Annotated in this window: 17 protein-coding genes; 9 read left to right on the top strand and 8 right to left on the bottom strand. The window is 43.8% G+C overall.

Translation table 11 applies throughout. The annotated features are described in order from the left end of the window. The first annotated feature begins 1 nt into the window (after window position 1). Genes KHN78_RS14640 through KHN78_RS14630 form a run of 3 tightly spaced genes read left to right on the top strand, consistent with a single transcriptional unit; the run spans window position 2 to window position 2,721 of the window. Window positions 2-892 (top strand): hemin ABC transporter substrate-binding protein, encoded by an 891-nt coding sequence (locus KHN78_RS14640; protein ID WP_211916682.1) that lies wholly within the window; start codon window positions 2-4, stop codon window positions 890-892. 9 nt (window positions 893-901) lie between these two features. Further along, window positions 902-1,939 carry a FecCD family ABC transporter permease gene (locus KHN78_RS14635; protein ID WP_211916680.1) on the top strand — a complete coding sequence of 346 codons (1,038 nt, stop codon included), beginning with the start codon at window positions 902-904 and terminating at the stop codon, window positions 1,937-1,939. Further along, a complete protein-coding gene (locus KHN78_RS14630; protein WP_211916678.1) occupies window positions 1,939-2,721 on the top strand; it encodes a heme ABC transporter ATP-binding protein in 783 nt (260 codons plus the stop codon). Before KHN78_RS14635 ends, KHN78_RS14630 begins: the two co-directional genes overlap by 1 nt. Before the next feature lie 165 nt (window positions 2,722-2,886). On the opposite strand, the gene KHN78_RS14625 is transcribed toward KHN78_RS14630, so the two are convergent. Continuing rightward, window positions 2,887-3,348, bottom strand: coding sequence for a TetR/AcrR family transcriptional regulator (locus KHN78_RS14625; RefSeq protein WP_211916676.1), 462 nt, complete (start codon window positions 3,346-3,348; stop codon window positions 2,887-2,889). Window positions 3,349-3,875: 527 nt separating this feature from the next. Here KHN78_RS14625 and KHN78_RS14620 point away from each other — a divergent pair. Further along, on the top strand, window positions 3,876-4,175 hold the full coding sequence (locus KHN78_RS14620; RefSeq protein ID WP_128813184.1) for a YfcZ/YiiS family protein: 300 nt from the start codon (window positions 3,876-3,878) through the stop codon (window positions 4,173-4,175). A gap of 72 nt (window positions 4,176-4,247) precedes the next feature. On the opposite strand, the gene KHN78_RS14615 is transcribed toward KHN78_RS14620, so the two are convergent. Next, window positions 4,248-4,523 (bottom strand): DUF1496 domain-containing protein, encoded by a 276-nt coding sequence (locus KHN78_RS14615; protein ID WP_211916674.1) that lies wholly within the window; start codon window positions 4,521-4,523, stop codon window positions 4,248-4,250. Window positions 4,524-4,754: 231 nt separating this feature from the next. On the opposite strand from KHN78_RS14615, the gene KHN78_RS14610 reads away from it, so the two are divergent. Further along, entirely contained in the window at window positions 4,755-5,303 is a 549-nt protein-coding gene (locus KHN78_RS14610; RefSeq protein WP_211918807.1) for a hypothetical protein, read from the top strand. A 349-nt stretch (window positions 5,304-5,652) separates the two neighbouring features. On the opposite strand, the gene KHN78_RS14605 is transcribed toward KHN78_RS14610, so the two are convergent. Continuing rightward, complete coding sequence (locus KHN78_RS14605) at window positions 5,653-6,762, bottom strand: 1-acyl-sn-glycerol-3-phosphate acyltransferase (protein ID WP_211916672.1); 1,110 nt, start codon at window positions 6,760-6,762, stop codon at window positions 5,653-5,655. Window positions 6,763-6,950: 188 nt separating this feature from the next. Between KHN78_RS14605 and KHN78_RS14600 the strand changes: the two genes are divergently transcribed. Then, on the top strand, window positions 6,951-7,559 hold the full coding sequence (locus KHN78_RS14600) for an AraC family transcriptional regulator (protein ID WP_211916670.1): 609 nt from the start codon (window positions 6,951-6,953) through the stop codon (window positions 7,557-7,559). A 131-nt stretch (window positions 7,560-7,690) separates the two neighbouring features. On the opposite strand, the gene KHN78_RS14595 is transcribed toward KHN78_RS14600, so the two are convergent. The 3 genes from KHN78_RS14595 to KHN78_RS14585 all read right to left on the bottom strand — a co-directional run bounded on the left by KHN78_RS14595 (window position 7,691) and on the right by KHN78_RS14585 (window position 9,729). Beyond that, window positions 7,691-8,335 carry a GntR family transcriptional regulator gene (locus tag KHN78_RS14595; protein WP_211916668.1) on the bottom strand — a complete coding sequence of 215 codons (645 nt, stop codon included), beginning with the start codon at window positions 8,333-8,335 and terminating at the stop codon, window positions 7,691-7,693. A 348-nt stretch (window positions 8,336-8,683) separates the two neighbouring features. Then, window positions 8,684-9,166, bottom strand: a complete 483-nt coding sequence (locus tag KHN78_RS14590; protein WP_128813191.1) for a hypothetical protein — start codon at window positions 9,164-9,166, stop codon at window positions 8,684-8,686. 29 nt (window positions 9,167-9,195) lie between these two features. Beyond that, complete coding sequence (locus tag KHN78_RS14585) at window positions 9,196-9,729, bottom strand: nicotinate-nicotinamide nucleotide adenylyltransferase (protein ID WP_211916666.1); 534 nt, start codon at window positions 9,727-9,729, stop codon at window positions 9,196-9,198. Between the two features lie 207 nt (window positions 9,730-9,936). On the opposite strand from KHN78_RS14585, the gene nadE reads away from it, so the two are divergent. Then, on the top strand, window positions 9,937-10,767 hold the full coding sequence (gene nadE / locus KHN78_RS14580) for an ammonia-dependent NAD(+) synthetase (RefSeq protein ID WP_211916664.1): 831 nt from the start codon (window positions 9,937-9,939) through the stop codon (window positions 10,765-10,767). A 124-nt stretch (window positions 10,768-10,891) separates the two neighbouring features. Here the strand turns inward: nadE and KHN78_RS14575 are convergent, their stop codons facing one another. Next, window positions 10,892-12,709 carry a hybrid-cluster NAD(P)-dependent oxidoreductase gene (locus KHN78_RS14575; RefSeq protein ID WP_211916662.1) on the bottom strand — a complete coding sequence of 606 codons (1,818 nt, stop codon included), beginning with the start codon at window positions 12,707-12,709 and terminating at the stop codon, window positions 10,892-10,894. Window positions 12,710-12,998: 289 nt separating this feature from the next. On the opposite strand from KHN78_RS14575, the gene KHN78_RS14570 reads away from it, so the two are divergent. Both KHN78_RS14570 and pyrC read left to right on the top strand, forming a co-directional pair. Then, window positions 12,999-13,163, top strand: a complete 165-nt coding sequence (locus KHN78_RS14570; RefSeq protein WP_005453437.1) for a YqaE/Pmp3 family membrane protein — start codon at window positions 12,999-13,001, stop codon at window positions 13,161-13,163. Window positions 13,164-13,318: 155 nt separating this feature from the next. Then, window positions 13,319-14,347, top strand: coding sequence for a dihydroorotase (gene pyrC / locus KHN78_RS14565; RefSeq protein ID WP_211916661.1), 1,029 nt, complete (start codon window positions 13,319-13,321; stop codon window positions 14,345-14,347). 157 nt (window positions 14,348-14,504) lie between these two features. On the opposite strand, the gene KHN78_RS14560 is transcribed toward pyrC, so the two are convergent. Further along, window positions 14,505-15,413 (bottom strand): DUF808 domain-containing protein, encoded by a 909-nt coding sequence (locus KHN78_RS14560; protein WP_211916659.1) that lies wholly within the window; start codon window positions 15,411-15,413, stop codon window positions 14,505-14,507. Window positions 15,414-15,486: the final 73 nt, after the last annotated feature.

The following is a 15,486-nucleotide window of genomic DNA, read 5'->3' as shown; positions in this document are numbered from 1 at the left end:
CATGAAAAATTTAGTACTGCCAGTTCGCAAAAAATTAACTGCCGCAGTGGCAACATTCACAACCGCAATAACGCTAATAACCAGCTCGAATCTTTTTGCCGACGAGGCTCCAACTTCTGAGCGTATCGTCAGTGCAGGCAGTGCGGTCACTGAGCTTTTGTTTGCTCTTGACGCCAAAGAAAATCTTGTTGCCGTAGATGTCACCAGTGAACTCCCTCAAGAAATGGTGCTTCCTAAAGTCGGATACCATCGTCAACTCTCTGCTGAGGGGCTGCTAGCGCTCGCTCCAACCAAAGTGATTGGCTCAGATGAAATGGGGCCAAGCACGACTTTGGAGCAACTTCAATCGGCAGGCGTTGACATCGAAATCGTCAATACAAAAGCCGACGTTGATGGCTTATTGCAGCGTATTGATCAAATCGCCAACCTTGTGGATCGTCAGCCTCAAGCAGTAAAACTGAAGCAAAAGGTATCACAACAAATTTTGGCTCTTGAGCATAATCAACCAGAAAAAGCCGATAAGAAAAAAGTTCTGTTTCTTCTTATCCATGAAGGACGTGCGGCGAATGTTGCTGGTTTAGATACCACACCCGATGCCATCATCAAGCTCGCAGGCGGCAATAACCCAGCCGCTGAGAAGCTCACTTCATACAAGCCCCTTTCGACGGAGGCAATGGTAGAAATGCAACCCGATGTGATTCTCGTCAGTGGTCGTAGCTACCAAACAATGGGTGGTGCGGATGCGATTTTGAAAGCAATGCCTCTCTTAGCGGCAACACCCGCTGGTATGAACAAGACGTTCGTGACAATCGATGGCCATGCTTTGGTGGGAGGTTTAGGCCTTAAGAGTCTTGCTGAAGCGAAACGTCTCAACAGCTTGTTGTACCCATAGAGAACGCCAATGCTGTTAAAACGACTTCCGCTCTCAACGACTCTAGTTACACTCTCGGGGTTTCTCGCTTTTATTGCAGTGGCTTCGATTACTGTAGGTCCAATGAATATTAGCTTTGCAGACAGTCTGCGAAGCTTGATTGGCGCAAGCTCTGATCTTGCGCCACATATTCAACTTGTCATTAACGAAATCCGGCTACCACGAACGATCTTGTGTATGTTCGTCGGTGCCATTCTTGCGATTTGTGGCGTGGTGATGCAGGGGTTATTTCGCAACCCGCTTGCGGAGCCAGGCATCATTGGGGTTTCTGCTGGAGCCGCACTTGGTGGTGCGTTTGCAATTGTGGTTTTTGCCGACTTTAGCCAGCACTACCCACAACTAATTGACTTAGCCGCTCTGCCATTTTTTGCCTTTCTTGGCGGCGCAATCACCACCATTTTAGTTTACTGGTTAGGCACCAATAAATTTGGCACATCCGTTACCATCATGCTATTGGCTGGCGTTGCGATCAGTGCGCTCTCAGGGGCAGCCATCGGCTTTATGAACTTTGTGGCCGATGACCAAATGCTAAGAGATTTAGCACTTTGGTCAATGGGATCATTAGCTGGTGCTAATTGGTCTGGTATTGGCCTCGCAGCCGTTACACTATTGGTTCTTTTTTATTGGTTTCAGAAAAAATCGATGGCCTTAAATGCGCTTTTATTAGGGGAATCAGAAGCCCGACACTTGGGTGTGCCAGTACAAAAACTTAAGCGGCAGCTGATTTTGCTTTCTGCGGTAGGTGTCGGTGTAACGGTCAGTATTTGTGGTGCAATAGGGTTTATTGGGCTTGTTATCCCTCACCTTGGCCGCATGATCTCAGGGCCAGACCACAGAACGCTTCTGCCTATCTCGGCGTTAATGGGAGCGCTGCTATTAACTGCAGCAGATATGTTTGCCCGTGTCGCAGTTGCACCTGCTGAGCTACCAGTCGGTATTGTTACGGCATTGATTGGTGCACCATTCTTTATTTATCTATTGTTCCAACAAAAAGGAAAGATCCTATAATGAATCACACCGCTTTGTCAGGCAAAAATATCTCTATGCAGTACGGCAATCGAATTGTTCTCGATGACATCAGTATTGATATTCGTGCTGGTGAGGTCACTGCCTTATTGGGACCAAATGGTGCAGGGAAAAGTACGCTTCTCAAACTTCTGTGTGGCGAGATACCATCGCAGAATGACATCGAGTATTTCGGTAAACAAAAAAATGACTGGGTGCCTTCTGAAAGTGCTAAACACATTGCGATGTTGCCACAACACAGCACATTAACGTTTCCATTTTTAGCCAAAGAAGTGGTCGAGTTAGGTGCTATTCCGCTTTCAATCACCAATAAAGAAACAACACAACTGGCTCTGCACTATATGGGACAGACGGATGTGTTGCACCTTGCAGATCGCCTTTACCCAGCCCTTTCTGGGGGTGAGAAGCAACGCTTACATCTTGCTCGAGTGCTCACCCAACTTCATCAATCAGGAGAAAGGAAAATACTCATGCTGGATGAACCAACGTCGGCTTTGGATCTTGCCCACCAGCACAACACATTAAAGATCGCTCGCGAAGCAGCGAAACAACACAATGCGGCCGTTGTTGTTGTATTACACGATCTAAATTTAGCTTCACAGTACTCAGACCGCCTTGTGTTGCTTCATAATGGAAAATTAGTTTGTGATGACACGCCATGGAATGCGCTAACGCCTGAACGCATTGAACACGTTTATGGCTATCGTTCGATTGTCACGAAACATCCAACTCTTAACTTTCCACAAGTCCACGCAGCGGCTTAGTACCTTTTTAAGGCTGGATAAACTAACTCACGTCTTGTCTTGTCTTGTCTTGTCTTGTAAGAATGCCACTGCACTAACTTAGAACTTATACCCCGCTCAAACAAAAGAAGCCCTGCTAACTAAATAGTTAGCAGGGCTTCTTTGTAATACTATAAATATAGAGCACTATTTGCTCATCTGAATCAAGGAGCGTCCAATCAGCCACTCTAACTCTTTTGCACTGTTTTCCCCAAACTGGCTTTCAACGACTTTGTAAAGACGGTCTATACCGTTTGCGGCAAATTCATGAGCACTTTCAGACGTCACAATGTGATGGAATAACAAACGTAAAATCGCCAAGAACTCAGGGTTCTCAAGCGCTTTAATCCAACTATCAGAGAATGCATCTAATCCATTATCAAATTCCAAATGCTCTACGAACATTTTGAAAATACGACCATCTAATGCAGCAGTAAAATCTGTTTTCTTCGGGAAATGGTGGCTAATGCCCGTACGCGATACCCCTGTCTGTTGGCTTAATGTGGTATAAGACATTTTGTCGTAACCAAGTCTTAGAAGTTGATCGACAACGGCATCCATAATCTTTTGGATCGTGATTTCAGTATCTTCTTTACTACGCTTTGGCATATTTTAAGCTCTTCTCTTCTTAAATCCATCTAACCCATTATCTTATGAGTTTAAAATGAAATTCATCCTCAATATTATGTACTGTCGTTACCCAAATTTATATTAGGTATCAAATCACTTGTACAAAACGCGCCGTAACGTGCACTTTACAGTGATACTTCCATCAATACATGTGACTCAAAAATCGGCAAAAAATCTATTCCATTATAAATTTATGCCGATAACATTCATAAAAATTATCCTAAAGCCAAGAATGATAACTTTGTGAAAATGGTCAATCGAGAAATAGTCTTATAAATTGATTCCTAGTTCAACTCACCTGACGAAAATCTCATAGAGATCTCGCTCGATTGGAGCAAAACATTGACAGATATCACAATAATTTTCTACAACTGACGCAAAAGATGTACGTAACCTATCGTTAACAACATAACATACCGGCTCTTTTTTGTCCGAAATCATTCATTTTTGTAGATACAGATCAAATACCTGATAGAATACCCGCAGTATTTACAAGAGGATTCGTTATGAGTATCGAATTAGAACAGAACCAAGTTTGTGAAGCTTGCGGTTGTGCTGGTGAAATGGGCTTTATCATCAAAGAAGGCGACGACGTTGCTGAAGTAACGATTTTCGCAGACTCTAAAGCCACACTAGAAGCAGAATTAGCAAAATACGTTGAATTAGCAAAAACAGTATGTGCAAACGTTGAATACAATGTATCTGCCCTAACTGAAGAGTCTAAAGAACTAAAAGCACGCTTTAAATTTGAAGTAAGTGCAGAAAAGCTAATCTTCGAACTAAAAACTCGCTCTCTAATGCGTTAATCATCGATATTTAATCGATAGAGACGTAAAAGCGAGCAATCAGCTCGCTTTTTTGATCGTTTGTCGACCTGTCTAACTCTTGTCTTGTTGAAACACCACCCACTTCAATGCCCCATTGGTTTCAAACTCATTCTCATTGGTACACAGCAGCAATACGCCCTCAACATTTAATATCGCCCCAGTTGTATAAGCTTTGTCATCGTAGTAACAAACTCGTTGTCCTAACTTGCTATCAGCCACGATAAGGGCCTTGGCATCTGGCGTGCTATAAGATTTAGCCATCGCAGCACTTGAAAACAGTACGCTTACCATACTCGCGACGATGAAAGATCTCGATTTTAGGTTCATAACTCCCCCCTTTATAAGGTAATCATACTATCAGGGATGGATTTCACGTTCTTGGCAGCATCTCATATTCTTGATGCTAGAAGCTCATTAGACTTTACGTTATGCTTTTTCTGACTCCTAATCACCAGAATTCTCATTATGCGCTTTTTCGCTTTTTTGCCTCGCTTTTTCACTTTGCCAAGTAATTTATCCCCTTTACTACTTAGCTTTGTGGCTTTGTCCGGTACGTCGATGGCTCATGACCTAGACTACTACACAAAACTGAACCATACCGACAACTACGGCAATCTTGACCTACGCAACAAGCCTTACACTTCGCTTCCAGACGGCCTCGTCGTAAAAGGCAATTTAGACCTCTCACAATCTCCAATAACTAAGCTCCCTAGAGGATTGGATGTAGGAGGAAGCCTAGATGCCAAAAACAGCGCGCTGAAAATCATCAGGCCCGGTATAAAAATAAAAGGCTATGCTAACCTGTTAGGAAGCCAAGTCGAACGCTGGCCTAAAGGGGTAAAACTTGGTGGGTACTTAAATTTAGCCAATACCCCACTCATGAGTTTACCAGCAAGGCTTAATGTGAAAGGAGACTTAAGCGTCATTAGGACGCCATTGACTCAACTACCAGAGGGATTAGTCGTCGATGGTAACCTTTACATTGGCGGATCTGCTATTACAACGTTTCCTGAAACAATGACGGTACGAGGCAATATCTTTTTGGGGGGAAACCGGATTTCCAAATGGCCAAGCCAACTCACCTTAGGGGGCGCGGTTGCGCCATAGCAGTGATAGCATAACGGTTGCAGTACTATAACGGATGCGCCGCCGCCCTACTATATCAGCGAGTGTCACATAAGCTCATTCGGTCTAATCAATTCGGTTTGATTAATTCGCTCTAAGCAATTCGCTCTATGCAATTCGGTCTAAGTCATTAGGCCTAAATAATTCAGTCTAAGTAATGACCTTACAAGCCTCTAACCTATTACTGAATAAATAATGAGCGCTTAAGCTATGAATACTTAAGCCATGAGTGCGTAAGCTATGAGCACGTAAATAACGACTAGACTAGGTGAGGAATGAGGCAGAAACGTCCGCATTCCTCACATTATGTGTTTGCCAATATAATAGGTAATTAAACCTCTTGGTTGTTGACCGGGTTGGCATAACTTGCAACTAAATAAGTTTGAGCACCCGTTGGCAGCTGCTGCAATTTCTCTGCTAGTTGAGACTTTACAGAATCCGTGATGCTTTCATCCTCTCGTCCTGCCGCAAGCAGATTGATCGGGAATACTCGGTAGTTATTATGAATTTGGCGGTCGATTTCATTCGCTAACGCGTCTGGAGTTTCAAACTCTTGGTCAATCACCTCGCCAAACGCGACATGAACTTTACCTTTGTAACCGATAATGCCTTGAATGATGCTCTCGATATCCTCAAATTCACCTTTTTCATAGCGACCATTTTCTGCTTTTTCATACAGTTCTTTTGCTTTCGCAATGTCACACGGATCATTTTGATATGAAATCGATACCGGTACGATTTTTAATGAACGCGTGTACTCACCAAAGCTGACCTTTTGCTTACGTCCCTCTACATGGAACATTTTCAAAATAGCAGGATCGGTAAAATCATTGCCATCTTTTGCTCGGCCCTCTTTCTGTGCAATCCAAATAGAATTGCCCGTCTCTAACGAGTGCTTAATGTAGCCTGACAATTGCCCTAGCGCTTTCATCATTTCACGAGGCGCTTTTACTGAGCGCTTAACGATAAAGCTTTTGTTGAGCTTCATAAGCTCTGTTGCACATGGTTTTTTCAATAAGTTATCGCCAATCGCAATTCGCACCGTTCTGTGTCCACTTTGGTGCAAACCAAAATTCACTAAAGCAGGATCCATCGCGATGTCGCGGTGATTGGAGACAAAGAGATATGAAGTATTCTTATCTAGCTTATCTAAACCAGAAAATGTGACGCCGTCTGTCGTCGAGTTTAGCGTATCTCGAAGGTATTTCTTTACCTCCAGTTGAATCGCTTCAACAGAGTTCAATTTGCTCCACTTTGCTTTCAAGTAAACCCGAAGCACTGGGGCCATCAATGCTTTAAACCAGCTCGCTTTGTTATTAAAGCGATGGTTTATAATTGCACTAATGAACTCATCATCTTGGATCAATCGATCCAAAGCAGCAGGAATTTCATCGTCGTTATATGGACGAATTTCAATATAAGGATCGTTATTGGTTGTCATCTTTCAATTCATTCTTTAAAAAGCTGGCACATTTTACGCATAGTTTTGCCAACTCGCAGCAACTCAAACCATACTTTTAACATGGTCATACCAGTAGCATTACAATCTTGGCAAAAAACTCGGTTAACCGGTTGGCATTCAAAAGCTTTAGCGGTAACCTTATCGGCCCAAAAACTCCGGTAATCATAATGAACTACGCAATTGAATTTCACGATACACATTTCCCATTTCTGCATGTCACAGCGCGCAAAAAAGCGCTTAAGCACAGTTTACTGTCTGTCGTAGAAGGGCTCGTGATCATCAAATTGGGTAAGCAAGAGTATGCCATTGAACCAGGTCAATACTTTTGGATTCCGCAAGATTGTTTGAGTTCCCTCACTTTTTTACCTAATACCAGATTGAATCGTTGCGACTTTTCAATCCGCCTGACTGACGAATTCCCCCAGCAAGCGGGGTTCTTTAAGCCGTCAAGTTTGCTTAAAGCACTGGTCCAAAAGCTATCTATCACACAAAAACGTGACCAATACCAATTGGATTTACTTGCGGTTGTGAAGCATGAGGTATTAACGCTAAGACCAAGCCTAAACAACTCGCCTCTCACCAACTCTATTAATCAATGGCAGCCTGGCTGTGAAGAGCGCATTTCTCGTGAATTGTGTCTGGTTCTCACCTTAAGAGAAGCAAGAAAGATGAAGTTATCGGGCAAAAAACAGCAAGATATCGTAGAGCGACTATTCGCGGGAAATGAAGAAGAATTTGAGCAGCTGTGCTTTTTAGTCTTTGGAGATGCTCTCTAATCTTATCACTGGATAAGACCGCACATTACGGCTCTCCATACGTTACTCCGTCACAGAGCGTCAAATTCAAATAGAAAAGGCAGCCATTTGAGGCTGCCTTTTCTATTTGAATTGTTGAGTTGGAATCGAGTTTATTTAACACTCTTTCCGGCAAGTTCAGCAAAACTGGTAATATTCTCTTTCGCTTCTTTCCAAGCTTTTTCCGCATCACCAGCACAAATTGCATCAACCAACGGCTTGTGGCTTAAACCACTTTGAGACAAATCGTACTCGATATGAGTCATCTCGATATAGCTTTTCAGTTGATTGGCAATTTGAGCGTATATCTTAGCAAATCGTGGACTGTGACTGAGTTCGACCACTTTTTGGTGGAAGTCAAAATCCATCTTATAAATCGCTAACGAGTCTTCGCCGTTATCACACACACGACAAAATTCGTTAAGAAGTTCAATTAGCTCTTCTTTGTCTTGTTCCGTTGCGCGTTCTGCTGCCATTGCCGCGGCTTGGCTCTCAATTGCAACCCTCATATTGTACAGTTCCCACAACTCCTCATCATCGAGCGTAAAAACATGCCAACCGACATAAGGTTTTTGAACAACGAGACCCTCGTGTGATAATGAGTTCAAAGCCATACGAACAGTACTTCGCGAAAGTTCTAACTCTTTCGACAATGTACTTTCAACTATTTTTGTACCTTGTTCCAACTGACCGTCAGTGATCATTTCCCTGATGTATTCTGTCGCTTGCTCTTCCAAGCTTTGCTTATTTATTTTCATTTCCCGACTCATTAACGGTTATTCTTCGTTCTTAGCGACAATTGTCTCACAAAATTGTGACTAAAGTCATTTTTCGTTTACTGTTAATCAGTATAACGCCGATTGTCAGACAGTTTTCAGTCACACATCGACTTTTAGTGTTCGGAAAAGTGGGTAAAAACAGAACATGAAAAGGGAACAAACACCGTAAAAAGTTAACGGGAAAACAAAAAGACGTCCGGTTGACATGTTTATCTTCAGACGCCTAAGTATCTAAATGAGGAAATACGAACCCTTAGTGAGGATTTCGCGCGGGAGTTTACGACAGATCGTGAGCGATGAATGCCCAACTCGGTACAAGACGCTTCATTAGAACGGCACTTCAATTTGCATCATCCAATCGGCGTCGTAGTAGTCATGCCATCGGTAATCAAATCGCATTCTGGGTTGATCGCCGTTTTTCTCTCCAAGACCAATACTAAACATCAGGCCATGGCTACGCAGCCACTCTTCTGTGCTCATTTTGTTCTCTTCGTCTTTGAGCTCTTCCGGCATCCAAACCCCTAAACCGAAGTAATTATTCTCAAGGTTTTGCGTTAAGAATGGCGTATCTTCTTGTTTGATCGCCCACTCATCCCAATAATTTTCTGGTGGCTCATCATAGGTTTTTTCGGATTGGTACCAATTTAGTGTTTCCGTGCTCAGCACTCCGATGCTGTCCATCACATCTTCACATAGAGGAACGATGTTATCCGCAAAAACGACCGAACGATCAGATAAATAGTTACATGCAAAACTTGCTTGTGTTGCAACAAGCAATGCGCATGTACTAAATACGGCTACTCTGACCATTTAAAAATTGACCTCTTAAGTTACCAGAATTAGTTACCAGAAAATGAATCTTGGTATAAACCCTCGCTTACCAATATTTCATTAACGCTTGGTGTCGTGAAAGTACTGATATCTTGGCCTTTCACCAATGCTTCTCGAATGTCCGTGCTTCTCACTTTCACTCTTTCAGGGCACGCCATTACTGTCCATCGCTGAGTAATCTCTTGTGCCTTATAAAATTTAGCAAAATTAAAGAAATTATCCGGACCAATAACAAACGTTATATCGGCTTGGGGGTAAATTTCTTGAATTTTTTCTAATAACGCAAAAGTCGTCACACTTTGTTCAGGTTGGTATAAAGCTTGCTCTTGCTCTGAGCGTTGGACATTAGAAAGCCCGAGATCCGTGATAAAGGCATCGACCAATTTGCACCGTATTGGGTAATCCAGCATATTTTTTCCCCAAGCGTGTGCAATGCTTGGTTCTAGAAGCACAAGATCAAAGTGACTTAGTGATTCGATCACACTCTTGTGACCTAAACTAGGTGGGTTAAATGCACTACCAAAAACGGCGATTTTTTTCATATCCGGTAATTACCTGGTTGAAGGAGTTTTCTAATCCGATGAATTCGGTATGATACTACTAATCTTTAAAGCTTTTTGACACTAAAGCGACATTTATGAACATCAACTGAGTAGTTTATCACCAGTCATATCATAGACGTCTTCATATGGATGAATCACGTCACCCTCGTTTTGTGTCAAATCTATTTGCAGGAAAAGGAACCTTAAATGGAACAATCCATCCGCGATGAAATGCGAGTACTCCCATCGATTGATGCGCATTTCGAAATTGAACGCCGCATCGCTTTCATTAAACGTAAGCTGCAAGACTCTGGATGCAAATCCCTTGTGCTGGGTATTAGCGGCGGTGTGGACTCGACGACGTGTGGCCGTTTAGCTCAGCTCGCTGTCAACCAACTCAACGAAGAATCGGGCAACAATAGCTATCAATTTATCGCGGTTCGCCTGCCGTATGGTGAGCAAAAAGATGAAGATGAAGCGCAACTTGCCCTTTCTTTTATTCAACCGACCCACTCCGTGTCTGTGAATATTAAAGACGGTGTGGACGGGCTTCATGCGGCGTCGCACGTTGCATTGGAGGGTACAGGTCTTCTACCAACTGACGCGGCAAAAATTGATTTTGTAAAAGGTAACGTAAAAGCACGCGCTCGTATGATTGCACAATATGAAATCGCTGGTTATGTAGGCGGCTTAGTGATTGGTACGGATCATTCTGCAGAGAACATTACGGGCTTCTACACCAAATTTGGTGATGGTGCATGTGATATGGCGCCGCTATTTGGCCTGAACAAACGTCAAGTGCGTGAAGTTGCGGCAACACTAGGCGCACCAGAATTACTCGTGAAGAAAGTCCCAACGGCGGACCTAGAAGAGCTGGCTCCGCAAAAAGCAGACGAAGATGCTTTGAGCCTTACTTACGAACAAATCGATGATTTCCTTGAGGGTAAGCCAGTATCCCAAGAAGTCAGTGATCGTCTCGTTGCAATCTACAAAGCGACTCAACACAAGCGTCAACCGATTCCAACAATCTACGATTAGCATCGATGGTGCTCATGAGAGACTCGCTTTTTAAGTCGCTCTAAAGTAAATAAAAAAACGCCGCTAAGTTCAGTTAGCGGCGTTTTGTTTGCTTCGTTAAGGGAAAATAGCTTAATAGACAGTATTAATCTGTCAGCGTCACGTCTGTTTGTGGAATAGCGCAACACGCCAACACCTTGCCCATACTGCGCTCTTCTTCTGTAATTGCAGGAACCTCTGGGTGGTCAACCTGCCCTGACTCCAATTGAACCTTACACGCTCCGCACAAGCCCGCACGGCAGCTATTGGCAATACTCTGCCCTGCATTTTCAACCTGTTCTAACAACGTTTGTTGGTTATTACCGATGAGCTTAAATCCGTTGAACTCGATTTCTACACTCTTTTCTGGCTTCGTCGTTGCAGCAGCGACACCAAACGCTTCTTGGTGATAGTGTTCTTCCGGCAGCCCTTTCTTAAGCAATAGATTTTTCGCTTTTTGCATAAAACCATCAGGACCACAGACGAACACTTGACGCTGTTCAACATCTTTAATCTGTTTGATATGAGATAAACTGATGCGTCCTTTCAAACCAAACCAATCAATCGCTGGCTGGGTTAGGCAAATCTTGACATCCAGTCCTGGGTGTTGGCGTTTTAGTTCATCGAGCTCATCTTTACATGGGATATCAATCTCGCTGCTGCACTGATGGTAAAACACCACATCATCGAGTTGGTTATGATCTGCTAGATAGCGAACCATAGACAGCATTGGCGTTACACCGCTGCCTGCAGAAAGCAGCAGTAATGGCTGAGCTTGATGCTCTCTAAGATGAAATTGACCATCCGGTGTTTCCGCTTCAAGCACATCCCCCACTTGCAGGTTATCAAGCAGTGCATTGGACACGCGTCCACCAGAAACGCGCTTAACGGAAATGGCATAACGACCTAAGCGAGATGGGCTAGATGACAGCGTGTAACGACGCCCTACTTTCTTACCATCCACTTCCACGTCAATGGGTAGATGTTGACCTGGTAAGTACGTTGGCAAACAGCCTTTGCTTGGCTCTAACCAGAATGTCACAAAGTCGCGCGCAATCTCTTCTCGCTCAACGCAGGTTAGCGTCATCCGATTAGGGGAATTATCTGGATAAAACTCTGGCTCTTTATATTCTAAAACCTCAACTTTATCCCCTTGGCGGATAATGCCTTCATTGCGTGCAACCAGATTTTGTCCAAAAAACACACCACCACGCTCATTCGCACGGAATTCTTGCAATGTTCTTAGCGGCTCTTTGCTTTCACGGAATGTGCCGCGTTGAGTGTTCACGGTCGTTAGAATGCATCGTTCGCAAGGTTTGACTGATTCAAATTCAACTTCGCCAATGCGAATGCGTTTCCATGAATCTTCTTCAAACGGTTTCGTGTCTGCAACGACAAGGTTGGTGCGAAACTGATCCATTGAGTGCTGTTCTGAGCTTCTGCGATTCAACTCTTCAAGCGACGCTTCGCTGATCACAAGCACTGGGTAACCATCGGCAAAGCTCACATTGTGACCCAATTTCTCTCTGATACGATTGGATTGCTCGCCGGTAAAAAGCAACTCGACTCGCAGACCCACGACTTTACTAAACCAATCATCCGCTTCGTCGGTTGTCGTGTATGCCGTAAAACGGTCTTTCCAAACCGTTGCCGGTGCTTCCTGCATTTTGAAATCTTGATAGCGGATCTTTAAAGGCGCTTCACCAAGGCTGGTAAACACCACACCATCAGGCAACAATGCTGACTTTATTGTCACCATTTGCGGAAATTTTCGAGCTGTCACCATTGAGCCATCTGAGGTCGCAATCATAAAACGACGATCAAAACTCAAACCTTGTTTTTCTACCCACGCTGAAGACAATGCCACACCGCCAACGGATTTTACGGGGAAAACATTAATCTGAGATAAAACGGAATGTGACATAGCTTCTACCTGCTGGTGTATTTTAATTTTCCTACTATCATATCCTTATCTTCACCCTTGCCCAAGTAAACATAAAACGTTATTTTTGCTAGATTCTACGTAGCACAAGGAAGAGGCAACGGCAGCACAAGAGAAACAACACCTAAGATAAGATGAGCTTCATCATTTAAGACTGAAATCCTTTTAAAACTTGCATCATTCTGACCAAACAACCATTGCCAAAATGTGATATTAGACACATAATGCGTCGGTTTTTTGACGTTAATTCCACCTATCCGGAGCATAATTCATGGATACTAATAAACTGATCCTAATTCTACTTTGTATCTTCCTTCCACCAGTGGCGGTTTACATGGAAAAAGGGCTAGAGAAAGACTTCTTCATCAACCTGATCCTGACGTTTTTCTTCTTCCTTCCGGGCACCATTCATGCGCTTTGGTTGACGATGAAATAACCAGTTCGGCTCTCACCTTTAAGAAATGTGAAAAATGGGATGCAATGGAAGAGTAATTCCACTATCATCCTGTCGCCTAAGCGCAAGCGTTTGCTCTTGAGGTAAATGCAGCGTTTTAGGCTCCAAACATAACTTTTAAATGGTGGGAGCAATTAATGACAACACTGACTATTACTCGTCCTGACGATTGGCACGTTCACTTACGCGATGGTGAGGTATTAAAAGATACCGTTCGCGATATTAGCCGTTACAACGGCCGTGCGCTGATCATGCCAAACACCATCCCACCTGTGACCAATACTGAAATGGCGCTAGCCTACCGTGACCGAATCCTTGCTGAGCAACACGGCGAGCAATTCGAACCTCTTATGGCGCTATACCTGACAGACAACACCACACCAGATGAAATCCGCAAAGCCAAAGCAACAGGCAAAATTGTCGCAGCAAAGCTTTACCCAGCAGGCGCAACCACCAACTCTGATTCTGGCGTAACCGATGCAAAGAACATCTACCACGTTTTTGAAGCGATGGAAGAAGTGGGCATGCTGCTTTTGGTTCATGGTGAAGTGACTCATAACCACGTTGATATTTTCGACCGTGAAAAAGAATTCCTAGACACGGTTCTTGCTCCTATCGTCAACGACTTCCCTAACCTAAAGATCGTTCTTGAACACATCACCACAGCTGACGCAGCAAACTTCGTCAACAACGCTTCAGATAACGTTGCTGCAACCATTACCGCTCACCACCTGCTTTTTAACCGTAACCACATGCTTGTGGGCGGCATTAAACCTCACTTCTACTGCCTACCAATTCTTAAGCGCAATACCCACCAACAAGCGCTTATCGAAGCAGCAACCAGCGGCAGCAAAAAGTTTTTCCTAGGTACAGATTCAGCACCACACGCAAAAGGCGCAAAAGAGTCCGCTTGTGGCTGTGCGGGTTCATACACAGCACACGCAGCGCTAGAGCTTTACGCAGAAGTATTTGATAAAGAGGGTAAGCTGGAAAACCTAGAAGCGTTCGCGAGTTTGAATGGCCCGGATTTCTACGGTATGCCTCGTAATACCGATACCGTTACACTAGAGAAATCAGCATGGGCGGTACCAGAAACCATGCCATTTGGTAGCGACATCGTGGTGCCAATTCGTGCAAACGAAAATATTGAGTGGGAAGTGAAGTAATCACCCCCATTAAATAAAAAAGGTCATGCCGCCTTATTCAATATGGAAAAGCATGACCTTTTTCTTTTTGCTGCTATGTACTCTATTTAGCGCTTATTTGTCTTGGAGCTTATTAACCTTAGGCCTGATTGACCTCGGACCTTATTGCTCACGAACGTTATTTACCTCGAACTTTCTCAACCACTGTCCAAACTGCGACAACCGCTAACCCCGCTAACACACCAATCAAACCGTTAAGCAGTGTTGGCACAATGGCCGTTGCGATAGTATGACCGCGAAAATCCATGATGATAGGTTCAATCAAGTGATGGATCGCAGGTACGTTATGAACAACAATACCACCGCCAACCAAGAACATCGCCGCCGTACCAACAATCGCAAGCATCTTCATCAATTTTGGCGCGAACGCCACTAAAGCACCACCGAGTTTGGCCTTAAAACCCTCGCCGTTAGAAGTGCGTTCTAGGTAGAAGCCCAAATCATCAAGCTTAACGATGCCAGCCACTAGACCGTACACACCAATAGTCATCAAGACCGCAATTAGGCTTACCACGAGGATTTGCGTCACGATACTTGTCCCAGTTACCGTACCTAGCGCAATCACGATGATTTCAGCAGACAAAATAAAGTCCGTACGAATCGCCCCCGCCACTTTTCTTTTCTCGTACTCTTCCACGGATTCACCCGTATCAGAGGACTCCTCCGCTTTATCTTCATGCTGATGAGCATGAGGAAAGAGTTTTTCTAAAATCTTCTCTGCACCTTCAAAACAAAGAAACAAACCACCAATTAAGAGTAATGGCATGATCAGCCACGGAATAAACGCACTAATAAGCAACGCAGCTGGCACCAGTATCAGCTTATTTTTAAATGAGCCTTTCGCGACCGCCCATACCACTGGAATTTCGCGTTCAGCAGCAACACCGGATACCTGTTGTGCATTTAGTGCGAGATCATCGCCCAAAACCCCGGCTGTTTTTTTTGCCGCCACTTTCGACATTAACGCGACATCATCCAATACAGCGGCAATATCATCCAACAGTGTGAGTAAACTTGCTCCAGCCATTTTATTTTCTCTTGTTTGGAATTGAATAAGTAACAATATGTAACATCATTAACTCACTCAGCAAAGTGATGAT

The sequence above is a fragment of the Vibrio sp. B1REV9 genome, from assembly GCF_905175395.2.
In the GTDB taxonomy this organism is placed as follows: Bacteria; Pseudomonadota; Gammaproteobacteria; order Enterobacterales; family Vibrionaceae; genus Vibrio; species Vibrio alfacsensis.
Note: the sequence above shows the minus strand (reverse complement) of the source record. Positions and strands in the feature narration are given on the sequence as shown.